This window comes from Paenibacillus sp. FSL R7-269 (genome assembly GCF_000517865.1).
Classification (GTDB): Bacteria; Bacillota; Bacilli; order Paenibacillales; family Paenibacillaceae; genus Paenibacillus_AQ.
This window is the reverse complement of record NZ_ASPS01000061.1, coordinates 1-21976: the sequence shown is the minus strand read 5'-3', so window position 1 is coordinate 21976 and position 21976 is coordinate 1. Positions and strand designations below refer to the sequence as shown.

At 52.9% G+C, this 21976-nt stretch carries 24 protein-coding genes and 1 riboswitch; all 24 genes read left to right on the top strand.

The annotated features are described in order from the left end of the window. Positions 1-571 (top strand): N5-glutamine methyltransferase family protein (locus tag C162_RS25655; protein WP_156949699.1); only part of this gene is annotated, 571 nt, incomplete at its 5' end. Between the two features lie 342 nt (positions 572-913). Beyond that, on the top strand, positions 914-2107 hold the full coding sequence (locus C162_RS25650; RefSeq protein ID WP_036699229.1) for an FtsW/RodA/SpoVE family cell cycle protein: 1194 nt from the start codon (positions 914-916) through the stop codon (positions 2105-2107). A 288-nt stretch (positions 2108-2395) separates the two neighbouring features. Then, complete coding sequence (locus C162_RS25645; RefSeq protein ID WP_036699228.1) at positions 2396-3592, top strand: FtsW/RodA/SpoVE family cell cycle protein; 1197 nt, start codon at positions 2396-2398, stop codon at positions 3590-3592. 140 nt (positions 3593-3732) lie between these two features. Next, the gene (gene spoIIR / locus C162_RS25640; protein ID WP_036699233.1) at positions 3733-4491 is read left to right on the top strand and encodes a stage II sporulation protein R; all 759 of its coding nucleotides are present in this window, start codon (positions 3733-3735) and stop codon (positions 4489-4491) included. Positions 4492-4642: 151 nt separating this feature from the next. Next, on the top strand, positions 4643-5815 hold the full coding sequence (locus C162_RS25635; protein ID WP_036699227.1) for an L-threonylcarbamoyladenylate synthase: 1173 nt from the start codon (positions 4643-4645) through the stop codon (positions 5813-5815). 61 nt (positions 5816-5876) lie between these two features. Then, positions 5877-6047 (top strand): V-type ATPase 116kDa subunit family protein, encoded by a 171-nt coding sequence (locus tag C162_RS36150; protein ID WP_143804353.1) that lies wholly within the window; start codon positions 5877-5879, stop codon positions 6045-6047. Positions 6048-6194: 147 nt separating this feature from the next. After that, positions 6195-6770 carry a manganese efflux pump MntP gene (locus C162_RS25630; protein WP_036699226.1) on the top strand — a complete coding sequence of 192 codons (576 nt, stop codon included), beginning with the start codon at positions 6195-6197 and terminating at the stop codon, positions 6768-6770. A 71-nt stretch (positions 6771-6841) separates the two neighbouring features. Beyond that, the gene (locus tag C162_RS25625; RefSeq protein ID WP_036699224.1) at positions 6842-7429 is read left to right on the top strand and encodes a low molecular weight protein arginine phosphatase; all 588 of its coding nucleotides are present in this window, start codon (positions 6842-6844) and stop codon (positions 7427-7429) included. 49 nt (positions 7430-7478) lie between these two features. After that, a riboswitch (ZMP/ZTP riboswitch) is annotated at positions 7479-7562 on the top strand. 89 nt (positions 7563-7651) lie between these two features. Beyond that, entirely contained in the window at positions 7652-8305 is a 654-nt protein-coding gene (locus tag C162_RS25620; protein ID WP_083678043.1) for a TIGR01440 family protein, read from the top strand. A gap of 59 nt (positions 8306-8364) precedes the next feature. Continuing rightward, positions 8365-9612 (top strand): serine hydroxymethyltransferase, encoded by a 1248-nt coding sequence (gene glyA / locus C162_RS25615; protein WP_036699223.1) that lies wholly within the window; start codon positions 8365-8367, stop codon positions 9610-9612. Positions 9613-10122: 510 nt separating this feature from the next. Further along, complete coding sequence (upp, locus tag C162_RS25610; RefSeq protein WP_036699222.1) at positions 10123-10752, top strand: uracil phosphoribosyltransferase; 630 nt, start codon at positions 10123-10125, stop codon at positions 10750-10752. Positions 10753-10816: 64 nt separating this feature from the next. Continuing rightward, complete coding sequence (wecB, locus tag C162_RS25605; RefSeq protein WP_036699220.1) at positions 10817-11992, top strand: non-hydrolyzing UDP-N-acetylglucosamine 2-epimerase; 1176 nt, start codon at positions 10817-10819, stop codon at positions 11990-11992. A gap of 164 nt (positions 11993-12156) precedes the next feature. Continuing rightward, entirely contained in the window at positions 12157-12390 is a 234-nt protein-coding gene (locus C162_RS25600) for an ATPase F0F1 (protein ID WP_051493920.1), read from the top strand. Next, positions 12383-12760 carry an ATP synthase subunit I gene (locus C162_RS25595; protein ID WP_036699219.1) on the top strand — a complete coding sequence of 126 codons (378 nt, stop codon included), beginning with the start codon at positions 12383-12385 and terminating at the stop codon, positions 12758-12760. The genes C162_RS25600 and C162_RS25595 overlap by 8 nt, the downstream gene beginning before the upstream one ends. A gap of 29 nt (positions 12761-12789) precedes the next feature. Beyond that, complete coding sequence (atpB, locus tag C162_RS25590) at positions 12790-13557, top strand: F0F1 ATP synthase subunit A (RefSeq protein WP_036699217.1); 768 nt, start codon at positions 12790-12792, stop codon at positions 13555-13557. Positions 13558-13661: 104 nt separating this feature from the next. After that, a complete protein-coding gene (gene atpE, locus C162_RS25585) occupies positions 13662-13874 on the top strand; it encodes a F0F1 ATP synthase subunit C (RefSeq protein WP_036699216.1) in 213 nt (70 codons plus the stop codon). A gap of 97 nt (positions 13875-13971) precedes the next feature. After that, a complete protein-coding gene (gene atpF, locus C162_RS25580; protein ID WP_036699213.1) occupies positions 13972-14460 on the top strand; it encodes a F0F1 ATP synthase subunit B in 489 nt (162 codons plus the stop codon). Beyond that, the gene (locus C162_RS25575) at positions 14457-15008 is read left to right on the top strand and encodes a F0F1 ATP synthase subunit delta (RefSeq protein ID WP_036699212.1); all 552 of its coding nucleotides are present in this window, start codon (positions 14457-14459) and stop codon (positions 15006-15008) included. Before atpF ends, C162_RS25575 begins: the two co-directional genes overlap by 4 nt. 11 nt (positions 15009-15019) lie before the next feature. Then, a complete protein-coding gene (atpA, locus tag C162_RS25570; RefSeq protein ID WP_036699211.1) occupies positions 15020-16531 on the top strand; it encodes a F0F1 ATP synthase subunit alpha in 1512 nt (503 codons plus the stop codon). A 111-nt stretch (positions 16532-16642) separates the two neighbouring features. Continuing rightward, complete coding sequence (atpG, locus tag C162_RS25565; protein WP_036699210.1) at positions 16643-17512, top strand: ATP synthase F1 subunit gamma; 870 nt, start codon at positions 16643-16645, stop codon at positions 17510-17512. A 52-nt stretch (positions 17513-17564) separates the two neighbouring features. Next, complete coding sequence (gene atpD / locus C162_RS25560; protein WP_036699208.1) at positions 17565-18962, top strand: F0F1 ATP synthase subunit beta; 1398 nt, start codon at positions 17565-17567, stop codon at positions 18960-18962. Between the two features lie 63 nt (positions 18963-19025). Continuing rightward, positions 19026-19442 (top strand): F0F1 ATP synthase subunit epsilon, encoded by a 417-nt coding sequence (locus C162_RS25555; protein WP_036699230.1) that lies wholly within the window; start codon positions 19026-19028, stop codon positions 19440-19442. 276 nt (positions 19443-19718) lie between these two features. Further along, positions 19719-19976 (top strand): DUF1146 family protein, encoded by a 258-nt coding sequence (locus tag C162_RS25550; protein WP_036699207.1) that lies wholly within the window; start codon positions 19719-19721, stop codon positions 19974-19976. Positions 19977-20173: 197 nt separating this feature from the next. After that, on the top strand, positions 20174-21550 hold the full coding sequence (murA, locus tag C162_RS25545) for a UDP-N-acetylglucosamine 1-carboxyvinyltransferase (protein WP_036699206.1): 1377 nt from the start codon (positions 20174-20176) through the stop codon (positions 21548-21550). Positions 21551-21976: the final 426 nt, after the last annotated feature.

The following is a 21976-nucleotide window of genomic DNA, read 5'->3' as shown; positions in this document are numbered from 1 at the left end:
CGGCGGGGCGGGCCGCAGCCCAGCCCGCCGGGAGAGCGGCGCGGGCGCAGCCGGCGCCGCACGGCCGCTGACCGCCGTCGATATCGGCGCCGGCAGCGGAGCCATCTCCGTCACGCTGGCGGCGGAAGCGCCGGTGTGGCGGGTCTGCGCCGGCGATATCTCGCCCGGCGCACTGGCCGTGGCCCGGCGCAATGCGCAGCGGCACGGCACGGCGGTGGACCTGCGGCTCGGCGATCTGCTCGAGCCGTTCGCGGGGCTGGAGACGGATATCCTCGTCTCCAACCCGCCGTACATCCCCGGCGGCGACATCGCCGGGCTGCAGCGCGAGGTGCGCGATCATGAGCCGCGCACGGCACTGGACGGCGGCGGGGACGGGCTGGACCCGTACCGCCGCATGATGGAGCAGCTGCCGCTGCTCCCGGCTCCGCCGCGCCTGGTCGGCTTTGAGCTCGGCCAGGGGCAGGCCGAGCAGGTGGCCGGACTGCTGCGGGCAGCCGGACATTGGGACGAGATCATCACCATCGATGATCTCGCCGGGATTCCCCGGCATGTGCTCGGGATAGCTCGGTGAGGACGGGGGAACGGACTGAGAAGACGCTATTTGCTCAAATAACGCGAAAAGATCAACACTTGTGGACTGAGAAGACCTTATTGCCTGTAAACAGGCCTGTGTGAGCAACCAACTGAACGAATAGCGTCCTCTCTGTCCGCATTACTTCCGGGAAGGTGCTTTTGCAGCGAATAAGGTCCGCTCAGTCCGCTGCATTGGAGGTGGCCCGGCTGTTCACCTAACAGAGTACCCCCAAACGATGGAAATTGTATTTAGGCGGCCCCTTCCTTTACAATAGACAAGACGGAACTTCTGCCTGCAGACATGAACGGGAAGAACCAGTACTGAGTAAGGAGACAGAATATGCTTCAGAAGATTAAAAAGATTGACGGTGTCATCCTGGTGATTCTTGTGCTGCTGATGGTGGTCAGCATTTTCTCCATATATAGTGTGACCCACGGGCGTGAGAGGCTGGACGGGTCGCATATTAAGATGATTAAATTCTATATCGTGGGCTTCGTTGCCTTTATCGGGCTGACGTTCGTGGATTATCGCCTGTTTGTAAAATACGCGTTGTATGTGTACATCACGGGCATTGGCATTCTGGTCCTGGTCAGCTTCGTCGGTACAGAGCAGAACGGCGCACAAGGCTGGATCAAGTTCGGTACAAGCTTCAGTCTTCAGCCAGCGGAGCTGTTCAAGCTGATTCTTATTCTGTTCCTGGCGGCTGTGCTGGTCCGCAAGAATAAGAATAAGCTGCTGTTCTGGCGCGATGTAGTCCCGCTGGGATTATTCAGTTTCGTGCCGTTTGTCATCGTAATCAGCCAGAATGACCTGGGGAATGCGCTCTCGTACATCGTTATTCTGATCGGTCTCCTGTGGATCGGCAATATTAAATTCACCCATGCGCTGATCGGGCTGCTGGTTATAGGCGGCTCGGCGGCTGCCGGAATTATGAGTTATATTCATTATCACGATGAAATTAAGGATTTTCTGGTAGATATCAAACGCTCGCACTGGATTGAGCGCTTCGACCCGTGGCTGGTGCCGGATAAGGCGACGGCCAAAGCGATTTATCATACGAAGAACGCCAAAATGGCCATCGCTTCCGGCGGCATGAGCGGTGAAGGCTATATGACGGGCAGCTCGGTGCAGACCGACCGTGTACCGTACACCTACTCGGACTCCATTTTTGTACAGATTGCGGAGGAATACGGCTTTGTCGGGTCGGCATTGGTGCTGCTGCTGTACTTTATCCTCATTCACCGGATGATTCTAATAGCACTGGAGTGCAAGGATAGGGGCGGGCCATTCCTGATCGTCGGGGTGGTGGCGATGCTGCTGTACCAGATTTTTGAGAATATCGGGGCCTTCCTGGGCCTGATGCCGTTGACCGGGATTACGCTGCCGTTCATCAGCTTCGGGGGAACCTCACTGCTGATCAATATGGCGAGCATAGGACTTGTCATGAGCGTACGTCTGCATGGGCAAGAGGTGGAAGAGGATCTGCCGAGTCCTGCGCTGTATTCTTCCCCGGCTCCCGCCAAGAGAAGCTAACTCATTAAGAATAGTAAAGCCCGCGCATATGGGGAAGCTGGATGCTTCATCTATACCGGAATTCTTCGTATACGAAGGGTTCCGGTATTTTAGTTTTGAAATGTAAGAATTCATGTGTCTGGGCGTCTACGGAACTAAGGCCGTTCGGATGAAGTGGATCAGCTATGCAGAAATAGAAAAATTGAATAGATGCTCCCAATTGAATTACAATGGAAATTAGTGGGTTGAAGCCTGGGCTGGGTGTAACGGGCGGATTCCTAATCCGGAGAGGTTGAGGGGTATATCCTTATGTTGCAGAGAATCAAAAGAATAGACGGCAGCATTGTGCTTATTTTGATTGTGCTGATGGGGATCTGTATCTTCTCCATTTATAGCGTGACTCACGGAAGAGACGATCTGGACGGAATGCATATCAGGATGCTTAAGTATTATGCTGTGGGCTTTGTCGCTTTTATCCTGATCACCCTGTTCGATTACCGCCTGCTGGTACGGTATGGGCTCTATATTTATATTGCCGGGATTGGGATTCTGCTGTCGGTCAGCTTTTTTGGCAAGGTGAAGAACGGTGCCCAAGGCTGGATCGGTATTGGAGATTTAAGCATTCAGCCGGCGGAACTGTTCAAGCTGATTCTAATTATTTTTCTGACCACCATGCTTGTCCGCAAAAATAAAACCCGGCTCCAGTTCTGGCGCGATGTCGTGCCGCTGGGTCTGATTGCATTCATGCCGTGCGCGCTGGTCATCATCCAGAATGATCTGGGCAATGCGCTCAGCTATATCGTAATCCTGCTTGGCCTGCTATGGATCGGGCGTATCAAATTCTCCCATGCGCTGATCGGGCTGATTATCGCGGGCGGGGCAATTCTGGGCTTCATCCTGTGCTATATCAACTATCACGAGCAGACGGTTAATTTCATTGAAAAAACGCTGGGCCGGGATCATTTCGTCAGCCGGTTTGACCCTTGGCTCGTGCCTGATCTAGCCAGCAGCAAAGCGAGCTATCAGACGAAAAATGCCCAGACGGCGATTGGCTCCGGGGGCCTCAAGGGAGAAGGCTATTTGCAAGGCAGCTCCGTACAGAGCAACCGTGTGCCGTATCTGTATTCGGAATCGATTTTTGTGCAGATTGGGGAGGAATTCGGCTTCCTGGGCGCAGCGGCGCTGCTGATGCTCTTTTTTATCCTGATCCACAGATTAATACTGATTGCCTTGGAATGCAGGGACCGCGGCGGGCCGCTGCTGATTGTCGGGATCGTGGCGATGCTGCTGTATCAGATTCTGGAGAATATTGGGGCGATGACCGGACTGATGCCGCTGACCGGCATTACCCTGCCTTTCATCAGCTACGGCGGGACCTCGCTGCTGATTAATATGGCCTGCATGGGGATAGCGATGAGCGTAAGGCTCTACGGACAGGATGTGGAGGACGATCTCCCGCTGCCGCAGCCGGACGCGAAGGGCAAATCCCTTTTGTCCAAAAACTAGGCAACTGCCGTCTCTACTTCATAAATAATAGATTACTAGGTTTGCAGTCTCTCATTCCTGGACATACTGGGAACATAAGAGGTTCAGAGGGAGAGGGGCTGCGGAAGATGGAGGATGTTAAGCTGGAGCGAGGGGATTCCCTGCGGATTACCTTTAAGTATACTGCCATTTTAATTTGTTTTTTTATGATTCTGATGATGGCCTGGGAAGGGCAAAAAAGTGATGCTGCTGTTGCAGAGGTATCCATCCCGCAGGAGTCAATCCGCTTGCGTATTCTGGCGAATTCGGACGGCACCGGGGATCAGCTGGTGAAGCGCCAGATTCGTGACCGGATCGTGGAGCAGATTAATCAGTGGGTGGCCGGACTGGAAGATCCGCAGAGTCTGGAGCAGGCCCGTGCCCTGATCCGTAATCACCTGCCGGAGCTGAATGAGCTGGTGGGCAGAGAGCTGGCGCTGCGCGGGATTGAATACGGCTATCAGGTGGAGCTGGGCACGGTTCCTTTTCCGACCAAAATGTATGGCGGCCGGGTCTACCCTGCCGGAGAATACGAGGCTGTCCGGGTTACGCTTGGAGCAGGTAAGGGACAGAACTGGTGGTGCGTGCTGTTTCCGCCGCTTTGCTTCATCGATGCGGGAACCGGGGATGCTGCGGCTGCGGAACCGGCTGCTGCGAAGGCTGGAGCTAAGGATGTTACTAAGGTCTCAGCCAAGGCTTCGGGAGACGGCGCGAAGGTGAAGGGTGCGGATGGAACAGCGCAAGGGGCAGTATCCAGTCTCTCGGATTCTGCTAACAAGGAAGGAAGCTCGGGTGATGCTGCTGGGACACCGAAGGTGAAGTTCTTCGTGTGGGAGCTGCTGAAGAATATCTGGAGCTGGATCTGCGGGCTGTTCGCCTGAATGTCCTGAGAAGGATGGTGTAGACGCATATTGGATTCTACAGTTTTTGCGCCGGATATGGTACGATGATTGCAGCACTTGAGCAGAAGCGGCTCCGCCTGAGGGGGCCGTTTTTGGCGTAATAATTCAATTAGAAAGCTAGTGATGATAGATGACAGAAGATAAGCATTCACCGTTCGCGGCCCAGCGCCGCAGCGGTCATATAGAGTCTACTCTGTACTGGAGCCTTGCTTCCGGTAAGGAGGGAACAGATGGCGGATTGGGGAGTTTTGCCAGTTGGCAGCCGGGCGGGAGTGACCTGGGCATGATCTCAGAAGCGGCAACGCTGCTGCGGAACGGGGAGACGGTGGCCTTTCCGACGGAGACGGTGTACGGACTGGGTGCAGACGCGCGGAATACAGCAGCGGTTGAAGCGGTATTCGCAGCCAAAGGTCGTCCCTCGGACAACCCGCTGATCGTGCATATTGCCCGGCGGGAGGATCTTGAACGTCTGGTGACGGAGGTGCATCCGGTGGCCTCGGCGCTGATCGATGCCTTCTGGCCCGGCCCGCTGACACTGGTACTGCCGGTGCGGCCCGGCGTCCTTTCGCCGCTGGTGACGGCAGGCCTGGATACGGTTGGCGTGCGCATGCCGGATCATCCGGTGGCGCTTGCGCTGCTGCGCGCGGCGGATTGTCCGGTTGCTGCGCCCAGCGCCAACCGCTCCGGGCGGCCAAGTCCTACGCTGGCCGCCCATGTGCTGGAAGACCTCGCCGGATATATCGGCGGGGTTCTGGACGGTGGCGCGGCCGGGGTCGGCCTGGAGTCGACCGTGGTGCAGGTGCAGCCGGACGGGACGGTAGCCGTGCTCCGTCCAGGGGGCATCACCGCCGAGCAGCTCGCGGCGGTGACCGGCACTGAAGCGGCCGCCGCGAAGCCGGCCGCCGGCAGCAGCCCGGCGCCGCGCGCTCCGGGCATGAAGTACACGCACTATGCCCCGCGCGGCGCGCTTGGCATCGTACGCGGCTCCTCCGCGCAGCGCGTGGCGGATACCGCCGCAGGGCTGCTGCAGGCGGCGCAGCGGGCGGGCGAGATCACGGGCCTGCTCCTCTTCGAGGAGCATAGGGCCCTGTATCCCGCCGACCCGGCTGCCTGCACGGTGTCTCTCGGCTCGCTGTCCTCGCCGGAGGAGGCGGCCCGCTTCCTGTATGCCGCCTTGCGGCGTTTTGATGAAGCGGGGGCCACGTACATTCTGGCCGAGGCCTGCCCGGTCACGGGCCTCGGCGCAGCCATCATGAACCGGCTGATGAAAGCCGCCGGTGATACGGTAATCGACGCCGGTTAGCAGGCTGCTCTGTTAGCATGAACCGTGTCCGCCTGTTAAGCCGCTGGAAGGAGGTGCTTCTATGAGTGGAAAGGATCAGGAAGCCGATCAGGACAAAGTCAGAGAGCTTGAACGTCAACTGAAGGAACACGGTCAGCAGTTGGCGGAGATGGAGGGGCAGTTGGCCGAGATGGAGGAGGAGCTGGACATCCTCAAAAAGTCAAAGGAATATTTCGATAAACCCGAAAAATGAATTTTCAGATAAGCTGATACACCTGATTTCACGCAGGCTCTGGCTCCCTCCAGCCCCACCTGCCATCCACCTCACAGTCATGAATACCATCTTGTCCGCATATCGTTGTTGTACAAGAACTTACGGACTCAGGGTGGAGGGTTATTCATGGGCTGGGACGGAATATATGGGGGCTGGGGCCAGTTAGTAACAATAGCTATTATGGCAGTTGCGCTGGGGATGGATGCGTTCTCGCTGGGCGTAGGCATCGGGATGAGGGGCATCCGTCTGCTGCATGTGCTGCAGCTTAGCCTGCTGATTGCTTTTTTTCATGTACTGATGCCGCTGCTGGGCCTGTTCACGGGCAGCTATGTCGGCCATTTGCTGGGACAAGTTACCACGTATGCCGCCGGAGTCCTGCTGGTTCTGCTGGGCGGACATATGGTGTTCAATTCCTTCCGCCAGGACGACGGCGGCAGCAGCCGGCAGATGGATCACCGGACGATCTGGGGGATGCTGCTGATCTCGCTCAGTGTAAGTGTGGATTCTTTCTCGGTCGGGGTTTCACTCGGGATGTTTGTGAATAGTATTATACTAACCGTGCTGGCCTTCGGTGCCTGCGGCGGTGTCATGTCGATTACGGGGCTGCTGCTGGGCCGTCGGGTAAGCCGCGGACTCGGAGAATACGGGGAAGCGCTGGGCGGAGCCATCCTGCTGGCGTTTGGTTTGATGTTCATCTTCTGATACAATAACGGCAATACCCACGATTTTTTAGCTTTATACCGAAATTATAATGTTTACCGGAGGTGGAAAGGTTGCTGCATATTTTATTTGTCTGCACAGGTAATACCTGCCGTAGTCCCATGGCCGAAGGGCTTCTGCGGAAGCTTGCGAAGGAGCGGGGCATTCATGTGGAGGTGCGGTCTGCCGGAGTTTCTGCTGTCCCGGGTACTTCCATATCCAGACATGCTGGCGGCATTCTGCAGGATGAAGGGATTCAGGACCGCATCGTATCCTCACAGCTGGACGGGGAGGCGGTGGCCTGGGCTGATCTGATCCTTACCCTGACAGGAGCACATAAACGGCACTTGCTGCAGTATTTTCCTGACGCCGTTACCAAGACCCATACCCTTAAGGAGTATGTCCAGACGCAGGAATCCGTGAATGCCGATATCCGGGAGCTGGACAGCCTGTATGCGGAGGCAGAGCTGAATCTGGCCCTGGGCACCGAGCCGGATGCTGCGGCTATGCAGCGGATGATTGAGATCCGCCAGCGTATCCCCAGCTTCGATATCAGTGATCCGTTCGGCGGCTCGCGTGAAGATTACGAGCTGGCGGCGGCTGAGATCCGTACGGCGTTGTACGGTCTGCTCGATAAGCTTGAATCGCTAAGACGGCTTTGAAGTGGTTGATTTTTTGCTGACTATCCCTTAAGATGTAATAAATATGATCCGGTTCCGGTGTAACTGGCGACAAGTGTGGATGAAACCACGATGGAGCACCTGGAATAAACGGCCGGTCGCCTGGGCAAAAGAGCACATCCGCAGTTCAACCTGCGGACTGCTCTTTTTTGTTTAAAAGTTGCATCTCCATGGAAATCAGAAACGGTTGAAGGGGGCGGTAAGATGGAGGAAGTCCTGAAGCAGAATTCAGGGGATGACCGCTTATCCGGTAAGGCGGCTGCAGAGCAGCAGCTAACGGGCGGCGGGGAACTTTCTTTGGCCGCAGCCACTGCTGCGGTAACGCGTGAACTTGCAGTAGCGGGCAAGCTCGGTCCGGGGAAGATCCTGGTCGTCGGAGCCAGCACAAGCGAAGTGGCGGGGAAGCGGATTGGGACAGGCGGAGCGCTGGAGGTTGCACGTCAGCTGCTGGAGGGGATTACGCAGATTGCGGATGAATTTGGTTTTCACCCGGTCTACCAGTGCTGCGAGCATTTGAACCGTTCGCTGGTGATGGAACGCGCCCTGCTGGAAGCCCTTGGCCTTAGAGAGGTATCGGCTGTACCCATTCCGGGAGCCGGAGGCTCCATGGCTGCTGCGGCCTACCAGTCCATGACAGACCCGGTACTGGCAGAGACCATTGAAGCTCATGCCGGTATAGATATCGGGGAGACCCTGATTGGCATGCATCTGCGTAGGATTGCCGTACCTTACCGGCCAAGCCTGCGGGTTATCGGGGCTGCCCGGGTAAATGCCGCGTGGAGCAGACCGCCGCTGATCGGCGGGGAACGGGCTGTGTACCGCACGCCTGAGACTAGCGGTTCCGCGAATTGTGACTGAAGTGAGAGGGTTTAACTAACACCACATAAAATCAGAGTTACAGGGAGGAAATTAGAAACATGGAACAATTGCGTAAAAGTGACCCGGCAGTACTGGAAGCGATGGGCCTCGAACTGAGCCGCCAGCGTGCGAACATTGAACTTATTGCCTCAGAGAATATTGTAAGTGAAGCCGTCATGGAGGCCATGGGCTCCGTGCTTACGAACAAATACGCCGAAGGTTATCCCGGCAAGCGTTACTATGGCGGCTGTGAAGATGTCGATATCGTAGAGAACCTGGCCCGCGACCGTGCCAAGGAGCTGTTCGGTGCCGAGCATGCCAACGTGCAGCCGCATTCCGGCGCACAGGCCAATATGGCTGTATACCTGGCTGCGCTTAAGCCGGGCGATACCGTTCTCGGTATGAATCTGGCGCATGGCGGCCATTTAACTCACGGCAGCCCGGTGAATGCTTCCGGAATTCTGTATAACTTCGTGGCTTATGGCGTACAAGAGGATTCCTTCCTGATCGATTATGATGAAGTGCGCAAAGCCGCCTTCAAGCACCGTCCCAAAATGATCGTTGCCGGTGCGAGCGCATATCCGCGTACGATTGATTTTGCCGCACTTGGTTCGATTGCGAATGATGTAGGTGCCCTGTTCATGGTCGATATGGCCCATATTGCCGGTCTGGTGGCTGCCGGTCTTCACCCGAGCCCGGTTCCTCATGCCCACTTCGTCACTACAACTACGCACAAAACCTTGCGCGGTCCGCGCGGCGGGATGATTCTGTGCAGACAGCCATGGGCTGCTGCGATTGATAAAGCAGTCTTCCCAGGTTCTCAGGGCGGACCTCTGATGCATGTGATTGCGTCCAAGGCTGTCTCGTTCGGTGAGGCGCTGCAGCCTTCATTCAAGACTTACGCCGAGAACGTAGTTAAGAACGCTAAGGTGCTGGCGGAGACCCTGGTCGGCGAAGGCATTAATATTGTATCCGGCGGAACCGATAACCATCTGATCCTGCTCGATACCCGCAACCTGAACATTACCGGCAAGGACGCCGAGAAGGTGCTGGATTCCATCGGAATTACAGTCAACAAGAACGCGATTCCGTTTGACCCGACCAGCCCGTTTGTCACCAGCGGTATCCGCATCGGCACACCGGCTGTTACGTCGCGCGGAATGGATGAGCAGGCTATGGTAACGATCGGTCAGATTATTGCACAGGTCCTGAAGAATCCGCAGGATGAAGCTAACTTGACCCAGGCAGCAAGCGGGGTAGCGAAGCTGACTGAACAATATCCGATTTACCCTGGATTGCAGTACTAATCCCCATCCCTTTAACATCGCCTTTGCGTGTCCGGTTCCGCCGGATTTACGCAAGGGCTTTTTTAAATATAGTGTATATGTTTCACACTATAAATTATTCTTCTATTTCTCGCTGAAACGGTACCGTCCTTTAAAAGGACAGCAAAGTGTTTCCACTTGTTTGCTGTTACATAATGTTCACAAATAGCTGCTGAGAAAACGCCATGAATTATGTTGAAAACGTAATGAAAGTTCATGGAATTTTCATAAAAACTAGTGAAAGAAATGTGAATAGTATTAAAAGCGCTTAATCGTACAAACTAAGCTTTGTTTTATATCCAGGGAGGTGGCTATATTGCCTTAAGCTTCCATGGTGTGGTAATTCCCCAGTAAACGGGGGGGCCTGCGGATTTGTCTATCTGTAGGTGAAAAGAGGACTTGGTGATGATATAATAGATAGGATTTAGCCACCTGCGAAGCAGAACGCTTACTTTGGCTATAAATAAGACTTACAATTACCGGAGGGACAACATGGGAAAATTGGTGATTTGCGATCATCCATTGATTCAGCACAAATTGACATTCATTCGCGATGTGCGGACCAACACAAAAGAATTCAGGGAGCATGTCGACGAAGTAGCAACACTTATGGCTTATGAGATTACACGTGACATTCCGCTGGAGACCATTACGGTGCAGACGCCGGTGGCTGAAACACAAAGCAAGGTAATTTCGGGGAGAATGCTGGGATTGATCCCGATTCTGCGCGCCGGTCTGGGGATGCTCGAAGGTGTGCTTAAGCTGCTTCCTGCAGCCAAGGTAGGCCATGTGGGCCTGTTCCGTGATCCGGACACCCTGCAGCCGGTAGAATACTACATCAAGCTTCCTACGGATGTCCAAGAACGTGAGTTAATCGTAATTGATCCTATGCTGGCTACAGGCGGCTCTGCCATTGCAGCGATTACCTCGCTCAAGAACCGCGGCTGCACCCAGATCAAGATGATGAACCTGATTGCTGCCCCGGAAGGCGTTGCGGCTGTACAAGCTGCTCATCCGGATGTGGATATCTATGTTGCAGCACTTGACGATCATTTGAATGATCATGGCTATATCGTTCCAGGCCTCGGAGATGCCGGGGACAGACTGTACGGTACCAAGTAAGAAGCACAGATAATAATAGTATCAACCCAATAGACCACGGTTTTCAGAAGAGAGGGAAGGGCTTATGTCCAAAATTAAAGTAATGACGATTTTCGGAGTGCGCCCCGAAGCGATCAAGATGGCGCCTCTGGTTCTGGAGCTGAACAGACATCCTGAGCAGATTGAGTCCATTGTCTGTGTAACTGCGCAGCACAGAGAGCTGCTGGATCAGGTACTCGAGGTATTCAAGATTACCCCGGATTATGATCTGGACGTAATGAAGGACCGCCAGACGCTTAACGAGATCACGATTCGGGTGCTCGAAGGCCTGGAGCCCGTGCTCCGCGAAGTGAAGCCGGACCTCGTGCTTGTGCATGGCGATACCCTGACCACCTTCCTGGCCAGCTATGCGTCTTTCCTGCAACAGATTCAGGTTGGGCATGTGGAAGCAGGTCTTCGGACATGGAACAAGCTTTCGCCTTATCCGGAAGAAATGAACCGTCAGCTGACAGGCGTGCTTGCTGATCTGCATTTTGCTCCGACTCACTGGTCAGCGGGCAACCTGAGACACGAGAACAAAAAAGAATCAAGTATTTATATCACAGGCAATACCGTAACCGATGTGTTTCAATATACCGTACAGCCGGACTACCGGCATCCGGTCCTTGATTTTGCTTCAGGAAAAAGACTTATTTTGATGACGGCGCACCGCAGAGAATCCCAAGGCGAACCGCACCGTCATATTTTCCGTGCAGTCAAAAGAATCGCTGATGAATTTGAAGATGTAGCCATTGTGTATCCCGTGCACCCGAGTCCGGCAGTGAAGGAACCGGCACATGAGATCCTCGGCGGACACCCTAGAATCAAGCTGATTGATCCGCTGGATGTCGTTGATCTGCATAACTTTTATCCGCATACCCACCTGATATTGACCGATTCCGGCGGCCTGCAGGAGGAAGCTCCCTCCTTTGGAGTTCCTGTGCTTGTGCTGCGTGATACAACCGAGCGCCCGGAAGGGATCGAGGCCGGAACACTGGAGCTTGTGGGGACGGACGAGGAGAAGGTGTATCAACGGACACATGCTCTTTTGACCGATCAGAACCTGTATCAGTCGATGAGCCGGGCCGCCAACCCGTATGGAGACGGCAAAGCCTCCGAAAGAATTGTCAATGCGATTTTGCACCATTTCGGAGCTGTTCCAGAGCGCCCGGAAGAATTTCACACAATGTTCACAAATGATAAAACAGGGCAAGACAACTAATATACTAACGTTAATAAAAGCAGCATACAGTTAAACTGTACGGTTTATATGGTTTTGGTGTTTTTTGCTGTGATTATTTTCATATTTTCATGCGATTTTGGGCAATTTTCTGTGAATTGACAAAGAGTCTGGATATTCAGTAAAATTAGTTGGGATTGTAGCCTATGAAGGAACCAAAGGATGAGCCTGGACTGGGGCGAACTGCTCTAGTACTCGGGGGTGCGGGCAGCTTGCTCGCCGCTTACATTGTAATAGGCTTTTTTGTGGCAAAGTGGCTGCGCAATCTGATGGACGGACCTGCCGTTTGGCTGGCTATCGGAACGATTGCCGGGTTGATTCTCGGCGTTGTGAATGTTGCTTTGCTAATCAAAAAATTTTTGGGGGAGCAAAATGGATAATATGACTCCCGTAATCAATATCGTCACCAGGGTGACAGTAATCATTATGGCAGGATTGGTAATGGGGTGGGCTCTCCATCATGAGACCCGTGCAGTTACTCTGGGAATGACACTCGGCTTGCTGGCAGGACTGGTTAATTTCCGTTATCTAGCCCTCAAGGTCAGAAGAGTGACAGCAGCGGTGGCGAAGCAAGGGAAGAGCTCCTTCAGCCTTGGTTTTGCTACAAGAATCAGTTTTGGAATTCTGGTTACCATGTTTTCAGTCAAATATGAGCATTTTTCGCTGGAGGCAACGATTATCGGCCTGTTCATCCCCCAGCTTCTGGCTATTCCCGTGGGGATATATCTAGGAATCAAGAATAAGCTGTAGCCATATTAACGAGAAAGGGGGATGATACTATGCACGAAATGCCTTTAATCTATGTTGGCGGAATACCAATCGACCTGTCTGCTGTGCTGATGCTGGTAATCAGCTCGGTGATTGTATTCGTACTGGTCATGCTGTCCGTCCGCAACCTGTCGGTTGAGAATCCATCCAAGCTCCAGAATTTCATGGAATGGGTGGTCGAATTTGTACAGGGGCTGATCAGCAGCGCCATGGATCTGAAGAAAGGAAAGCCTTACATATCACTGGGATTGACGCTGATACTGTTTATCTTCGTCTCCAATCTCCTTGGTCTGCCGTTTTCCGTTATTACAGAGGCCGATGGTCCAGTTACAGTCTTCGGACATGTTATCGAAGCAACCAAGAACCTGGCTGATGGCGCGCATGCTGAGATTCTGTGGTACAAATCGCCGACCGCAGACATCAACGTAACCGCAGGACTTGCGATCGTTGTGTTTGTACTCATGAACTACTTAGGGATCAAGCTGAACGGCAAGCATTATTTCAAACATTATATTGAGCCGTTTCCAATTTTCTTGCCGCTGAACATCATTGAGAACCTGGCGAAGCCAGTGGCGCTTGCCATTCGTCTATTCGCTAACATTTTCGCCGGCGAAGTTCTGATTACTGTCATTCTGAAGCTGGGACTGTTCAGTATTCCGTTCCTGGCCATCTGGCAAGGCTTCAGTATCTTTGTCGGGGCGCTTCAGGCCTTTATCTTTACGATTCTGACGATGGTCTACATCGCACAGATGACGATCCACGAGGAAGAAGCGCATTAATAAGCTGCCGTGAGGATAGCGGCAGGTGCCGGAAACCTTCGCGGGAGATTTTATATTATTAAGACATTACACAAAGAACCGAAATTAAAGGAGGATATTTACAAATGGAATTTTTAGCAGCAGCAATCGCGGTTGGTTTGGGCGCACTTGGCGCAGGTCTGGGTAACGGTATGATCGTCAGCAAGACGGTGGAATCTATCGCCCGTCAGCCGGAAGCACGTAACGCACTGCAGACAACAATGTTTATCGGTGTAGGTATCGTGGAAGTTATTCCTTTGGCCGCTACAGTTATCGCGTTCCTGATCATGTTTACTTAATAAACCGTTTTTACGGTTTGGCGGGGAGGGCAAGTGCCATCCGCGCCTTACTTTTGTATATGTCCGCAAGCCGCGGTAACGGAAGGGAGTGACCTCAGTGAATATCGTTTGGACCAATATAGTATTTTCCATTGTTGCATTTGGAGTTCTGTACTTCCTGCTCAGCAAATTTGCCTTCAGCAAGCTGTTCGGAATTATGGAGAAGCGCCGCGAAATGGTGCTGCAGCAAATGGATGAAGCAGCCAAGACCCGAGAGCAGGCGGTCGCTTATGTAGAAGAGCAGAAGCAGGCCCTGCAGCAGGCGCGCCAAGAGGCACAGGCTATCATTCAGCAGTCCCAGGCTACCAGCAACAACCAGGTTGACAAGATTCTCGAGCAGGCTCATGTGGAAGCAAGCCGTCTGAAAGATGAAGCGGTACGTGACATTGCGAACGAGAAGAATAAAGCGGTCGAAGCGCTGCGCAGCGAGCTGGGTACAGCCTCGGTCCGCATTGCCTCGAAGCTGCTTGAGAAGGAAGTTGCAGCTGACGGCGAGCAGGAACAGCTTGTTGATCAATACCTCAAAGAGGTAGGAGGCCGATCATGAGCCGCGATACGGTAGTTGCCGGGCGCTATGCCAAAGCCTTGTACAGTGCAGCAGTCGATGAAGGCATTACACTTCAAGTGGAGGAACAGCTCAAATTAGTCGTCGAAGTGCTTTATAACGATGCAGAGGTGAAACGGTTTATCCTGGCGCCCCGCATCTCGCAATCCGACAAACTGAATGTGCTGCGCGGGACACTTCAAGGTAAAGTCTCAGAAGCGGTCATGAACACGGTACAATTATTGGTAGAGCGGGGCAGAACCGATATTTTCGAAGAGTTGCTTGCCAAGTATATCAAGATTGAAGGGGATGCTCTTGGCATTGGCTACGCTACTGTCTATTCCGCTTATTCCCTGAATCAAGCTGAACAGGATAGTGTTGCGGCTGAATTCAGCCAGCTTACTGGCCGTAAGATTCGTGTAACCAATGTAGTGGATAGAAGCCTTCTGGGCGGACTGAAGGTCCTAATCGGCGATACGCTATATGATGGAAGTCTGGCTGGTAAGCTTACGCGTCTTGAGAAATCCTTTAATGATAAGCAAAGAAGATAGGGGTGAGGATATTGGGCATCAGACCTGAAGAGATCAGCACTTTGATCAAAAGTCAAATTGAGCAATATAAAGCCGATATCGAAGTGGCCGAAATTGGCACCGTCATTCAAGTCGGCGACGGTATCGCCCGTGTCTACGGTCTGGAAAACGCAATGGCAGGGGAACTGCTGGAGTTCTCCAACGGTGTAGTGGGCATGGCGCTTAACCTGGAAGAAAGCAACGTCGGTGTTGTTATTCTAGGTGAATACAAAGAGATCCGCGAAGGCGATCAGGTCAAACGTACCGGCCAGATCATGCAGGTTCCGGTCGGCGAAGCCATGCTGGGCCGCGTAGTCAATGCACTGGGTCAGCCGCTTGACGGCAAGGGTCCAATCGCTACTACGGAATTCCGTCCGGTTGAACATAACGCGCCGGGGGTTATCGACCGTAAGTCGGTACACGAACCAATGCAGACGGGTCTTAAGGCAATCGATGCCATGGTTCCAATCGGCCGTGGACAACGCGAGCTGATCATTGGTGACCGTCAGACAGGTAAGACAGCAATCGCAATTGATGCGATTATCAACCAGAAGGGCAACGGCATGAAGTGTATCTATGTTGCTATCGGACAAAAACAATCTACTGTAGCACAGGTAGTAGAAACCCTCCGCCGTCATGGCGCGCTGGATTACACTATCGTTGTAACCGCGTCGGCTTCCGAGCCTTCTCCGCTGCTCTATATTGCTCCGTACGCAGGCTGTGCTATGGGCGAATACTTCATGTATAAGGGCGAGCATGTGCTTGTCATTTATGATGACCTTTCCAAGCAAGCTTCGGCTTACCGCGAATTGTCCTTGCTGCTCCGCCGTCCACCGGGCCGGGAAGCTTTCCCTGGTGACGTATTCTACCTGCACTCCCGTCTGCTGGAACGTGCGGCCAAGCTTAGCGATGCGCTTGGTGGAGGTTCATTAACCGCCCTGCCATTCATCGAAACACAGGCTTCTGACGTATCGGCTTACATTCCAACGAACGTAATTTCGATCACAGACGGCCAAATCTTCCTTGAATCTGATCTGTTCAACTCCGGGCAGCGTCCGGCGATCAACGTTGGTATCTCCGTTTCCCGTGTAGGGGGTTCCGCACAGATCAAAGCCATGAAGAAGGTCGCCGGTTCCCTGCGTCTGGATCTGGCTCAATACCGTGAGCTTCAGGCTTTCTCCCAGTTCGGCTCTGATCTGGACAAATCAACACAGGCCCGTCTGAACCGCGGTGCGCGTATGATGGAGATTCTGAAGCAGGGCGTGAATCAGCCGCTTGGCGTTGAGCATCAAGTGGTTAGTCTGTACACCGCTGTCAAAGGACATTTGGATGATATTCCTGTCAAGGACGTTAAGCGTTTCGAGAAGGAATTCCTGGCCTTTATCGACAGCAGTGGAGCCGCCATCCTCAAATCCATCACGGATACCAAGGATCTGACAGCAGACAACGAAGCTGCTCTTAAGGAAGCCATCGACAAATTCAAAAGAGGCTTTGCTACAAGCTAATATATAGAGATTACCGTTTATACTTATGAAGTTAGCTTTGGTACGTCAAAGCTCAGCTTATGCTTACGAAGTTAGCTTTGGCATACGTCAAAGCTCTAAGGTGGTGAAATCATGGCAAGAAGCATGCGCGATATTAAACGTCAAATTAAGAGCGTTCAGAACACCAGACAGATCACCAAAGCGATGGAAATGGTCGCTGCGTCCAAGCTGCGCAAGGCGCAGGAGAAGGCAGAAGCAGCCCGTCCGTATTCAGAGAAGCTGAAGGAGGTTGTCTCGAGTATTGCTGCCGGTACGCAGGATCTCCAGCACCCGATGCTGGTCAGCCGGCCTGTCAAAAAAACAGGTTATTTGATCATCACCTCGGACAGAGGTCTTGCCGGCGGCTACAATGCGAACATTCTGCGTAAAGTAACGATGCTGATCGCAGAACGCCATAAGTCCAAGGATGAGTATGCGCTGTTTGTGATCGGGCGCAAAGGCCGTGACTTTTTGCGGCGCCGTGAATATCCCATTGTAGAAGAAATCACCGAGCTGTCCGATACCCCGAAATTTGCCGACATCAAGTCGATTGCTTATTCGGCGGTTAACCAGTTCGAGACAGGTGTCTATGATGAGATCTACATTTGCTACAACCAGTTTGTCAATGCGATCAGCCAGATTCCGACTGTAGACAGACTTCTGCCTATGGAAGGTGTTGGGGAAGGCGGGCATCACGGAGCAGCTGCAGCTTATGAGTACGAGCCTTCACCTGAAGGCGTACTGGAGGTTCTGCTACCTAAATACGCCGAAACTTTAATCTATGCTGCTCTTCTGAACGGCAAGGCCAGTGAGCTGGGAGCCAAAATGACAGCCATGGGCAGTGCAACGAAGAACGCGTCAAAAATGATCGGAGAACTTAGACTTACGTATAACCGTGCCCGTCAGGCGGCTATTACGCAAGAAATTACCGAGATCGTGGCTGGTGCAAACGCGCAGTCTTAATAGGAGTGGGCTTAAGGTCCATATGTAACAGCTTTCGAGGAGGGAAATGAAGATGAACAAAGGACGCGTTGTGAGCATTATGGGTCCGGTTGTCGATATTGAATTTGAACGCGGCCAGTTGCCCCAGATATTCAACGCCATCAAAATTGTTGCGAGCCTCAGCGATGGCCGCAACATGGATCTGACTCTTGAAGTTTCCAATCATCTTGGAGATAACTTGGTGCGCTGTATCGCCATGTCGTCTACAGATGGACTGGTACGCGGTATTGATGCGATTGACCAGGGAGCGCCGATCTCGGTTCCTGTTGGTGAAGCAACACTTGGCCGCGTATTTAACGTACTTGGTAATCCAATTGATAACGGTGCTGAAGTGGTAGCTGCAAGAAACCCGATTCACCGTTTGGCTCCTACCTTTGATGAGTTGTCTACTCAGGCAGAGGTACTGGAGACCGGAATCAAGGTAATCGACTTGCTGGCCCCGTATGCCAAGGGCGGTAAAATCGGCCTGTTCGGCGGTGCCGGCGTTGGTAAAACAGTAACTATTCAGGAATTGATCAACAACATTGCACAGGAACACGGCGGGATTTCCGTATTCGCAGGCGTTGGCGAGCGGACACGTGAAGGGAACGACCTCTATCACGAAATGACAGATTCCGGCGTTATCAAGAAAACAGCGATGGTCTTCGGACAAATGAATGAGCCTCCGGGCGCGCGTCTGCGCGTAGCACTGACTGGTCTGACCATGGCGGAATATTTCCGTGATGTGGAAGGCCGCGACACGCTGCTCTTTATCGATAACATCTTCCGGTTCACCCAGGCGGGTTCCGAAGTATCAGCCCTGCTCGGCCGGATGCCTTCTGCGGTAGGTTACCAGCCTACACTGGCTACAGAAATGGGCCAATTGCAGGAGCGGATTACGTCCACGAAGAAAGGCTCCGTTACTTCCATTCAGGCGATCTACGTACCTGCGGATGACTATACTGACCCTGCACCGGCTACGGCGTTTGCCCACTTGGATGCAACGACCAACCTGGAGCGTAAAATTTCCGAAAAAGGGATCTTCCCTGCGGTTGACCCGCTCGCTTCCAGCTCGCGGATGCTGGCACCGGAAATCGTCGGCGAAGAGCACTATAACGTGGCACAAGGCGTTAAGCAGCTGCTGCAGCGTTATACCGAGCTTCAGGATATCATTGCCATCCTGGGTATGGATGAGCTGAGTGAAGAGGATAAGGTGATTGTATCCCGCGCCCGTAAGGTTGAGCGCTTCCTGTCCCAGCCGTTCCACGTAGCAGAGCAGTTCACTGGCTTCAAAGGCAAATACGTGCCGATCAAAGAAACCGTACGCAGCTTCAAGGAGATCCTCGAAGGCAAGCATGATGATCTTCCGGAAGTAGCGTTCCTGTTCGTAGGCACAATTGAAGAAGCAGTGGAAAAAGCGAAAACGTTGTAACCCTAAGCATGCTTATGCTGGGGGATCGGGCTTTATTCTGTAAAGCTTTGAGGAGGAATGGAAGTGAATACCTTTTTGCTCGAAATAGTTACTCCGGAGCATTTGGTCTACTCCAAGCAAGTGAACAGTCTGACGGTACGCGGCGTGAATGGTGAGCTGGGGATTCTCCCGGGGCATATTCCGCTCGTCACCCCGCTTCAGGTTGCTCCGCTTAGCGTTAAGGCGGACGGTGTTACAGTCTCCATCGCTGTGCATGGCGGTTTCGTTGAAGTGCACAAAGATAAGGTAACGGTGCTGGCTGAAAGTGCTGAGCTGCCCCGGGATATTGATGTGGAGCGCGCTGAAGCGGCTAAGGAGCGGGCTGAGCGCCGCCTTAAGCTGCAAAGCAAGCAGGATGAGATCGATCACCGCCGTGCGGAGCTGGCATTGCAGCGTGCTGTAACGCGGATCAAAGTTTCGACCGGTAAAGGACAACAGTAGCAGATAAGCGGTCAAGCCCTGGGCTTGACTGCTTTTTTTGAAAGAATTTATATGTTTTGGGGCCCCCCGCAAAGTACCTGAGTCATCTTCGAAGCTAAAGTCCACTTTGTGGGGGAATTTTGCTGTGCGCGAATCTAGCAGATTATGAACATATCGTCATCAGATCTGCATATAAAGACCCAATTGTTTAAAATTTCGTAAAAGTACTGGATTCTTTTCCCCTGCACAAGTATGATATAAGAGTCGATTTCCGAGTACCTAACACAGGGGGCTAATATGAACACACGCTTATCCGCTGAGTTGTCGGGTGCGATCGGCACCAGCAATATGATATCGATGGTTATCTCTTTGATCTGCGTTGCATTATCCTGGTGGTCACTTCAGAACCTTAAGCTGGATTTGGTCATAAGATATCCCAAGAGCCCTCAGGGCAGACTGCTGCACCTGTTGTTGGCGATTGTTCTGGGTCACTTCGTGGCCGGGTTCCTGCTTGATTATCTGGGCTGGAGCGGACTTATAGGACGGATGTTTTAACAGAAGCAGCTTTGGTTATATCTGTATAGGCTGATGCAGTGAAAAAAGTGTCGAATAATAAGGTTTTATTATGTGAACACTGAAGTTAAGCAAGGAATCTGCACCTAAGACGCAATGACGGAATATTCAATATCTTAACAGACGAATTTTAACCTCAAAATTAATTTCAGAAATAATGGACGCGGAGGGAAACCGAAATGAGCAAATTTATCGTCCGCGGTGGCAACAGATTGACCGGGAGCGTGAAAGTTAGCGGCGCAAAAAATTCCGTACTACCGATCATAGCCGCCTCTCTATTGGCAGAAGAAGGAGTTAGCGTCATTGTGGACGCACCTCCGTTAGACGATGTAATGACGATTAACAAGGTATTGGAATCTCTGGGTGCAGGTATTACATACCAGAACGATGTGATTGAAGTAGATGCTACTAATATTACTTCCTGTGAAGCACCATATGAATGGGTACGCAAAATGAGGGCTTCTTTCCTGGTTATGGGCCCACTCCTGTCCCGTATGGGGCATACTCGTATTTCTCTGCCTGGCGGTTGTGCCATTGGAACTAGGCCAATTGACCAGCACTTAAAGGGTTTTGAAGCGCTTGGAGCCGAGATCAGTCTGGGCCAGGGCTACATCGATGCGAAAAGTAACGGAAGACTGCGCGGAGCGAAGATCTATCTGGATGTTGCCAGCGTAGGTGCGACCGAAAATATAATGATGGCTGCCGCGCTTGCCGAAGGCACCACAGTGATTGAGAATGCGGCTAAAGAGCCGGAGATTGTCGACCTTGCCAATTACCTGAACGGGATGGGCGGCATTGTACGCGGAGCTGGTACCGGAGTAATCCGGATTGAAGGCGTCGAGCGTATGCACGGCGTAAGACATCATGTCATTCCTGACAGGATCGAAGCTGGAACCTATATGGCGGCAGCGGCGATTACAGGCGGTGATGTGTATGTTGAGGGAGCTATTGCCGACCATCTGGGTCCGGTGATTGCCAAGATGGAGGAAATGGGCGTTACGATTATCCCGGATGAGAACGGAGTCCGTGTCATCAGCGACAAGCCGCTGAAGGCTGTCGATCTCAAGACTTTACCATACCCGGGATTCCCGACAGATATGCAGTCACAGATGATGGCGCTGCTGCTCCGCTCGGAAGGAACGAGCGTAGTGACAGAGACCGTCTTCGAGAACCGGTTCATGCATGTGGATGAATTCCACAACATGAACGCGGAGATTAAGATTGAGGGCCGCTCTGCGATCGTGACCGGCAATGCCAGTCTGGTCGGCGCTAAGGTATGTGCTACGGACCTGCGTGCAGGGGCTGCGCTTATTTTGGCAGGACTTGTGGCGGAAGGCACTACAGAGGTTAGCGGAACGCATCACATTGACCGCGGGTATGTGCACCTGGCTGAGAAGCTGTCAGGACTTGGTGCGGACATATGGCGTATTTCCATGGAAGAGTCGGCTGTTCCTGCTGCGAAGGAAGAAGCACTTAAGCCTGAACCGGCAAGAAGCGAATCCTCCAAAGCCGAAGAGATCAGACCCCGTTTCCAGATTCAGCCGTCTTGGGTATAATAGTTATTCTTAAAAATATTAGGACCAGCCGCTTAGCGGCTGGTCCTTTTTTTATAGAAAGATAAGAATTTATATGTTTTGGGGTCCCCGCAAAGTACCTGAGTCATCATCGAAGCTAAAGCCCCACTTTGTGGGTTATTTTGAGCGTATAACTTATATATTCCTGGGGGATTCCGCAACTCTCTTTCTCTCAAAATCCCGTTCTAGCAGGTGCCGCAAATTCATATCTATAAGAATCACCGGTGCTTACGGAAGGAGCCATAGAGATGAAAGAGTTAATCAACCTGCGGCGCATCCTGAAGCGTCCGCGCAGCGTAGCGCGCGCGCGGCGCGGCGCACACCCGCTGCGGCGGCTGGCCCCCGCCGCCTGGCTGGCAGCGCCCCTGCTGGCGGCGCTGCTGCTGCCGCTGGCTGTTGTCCCGCAGC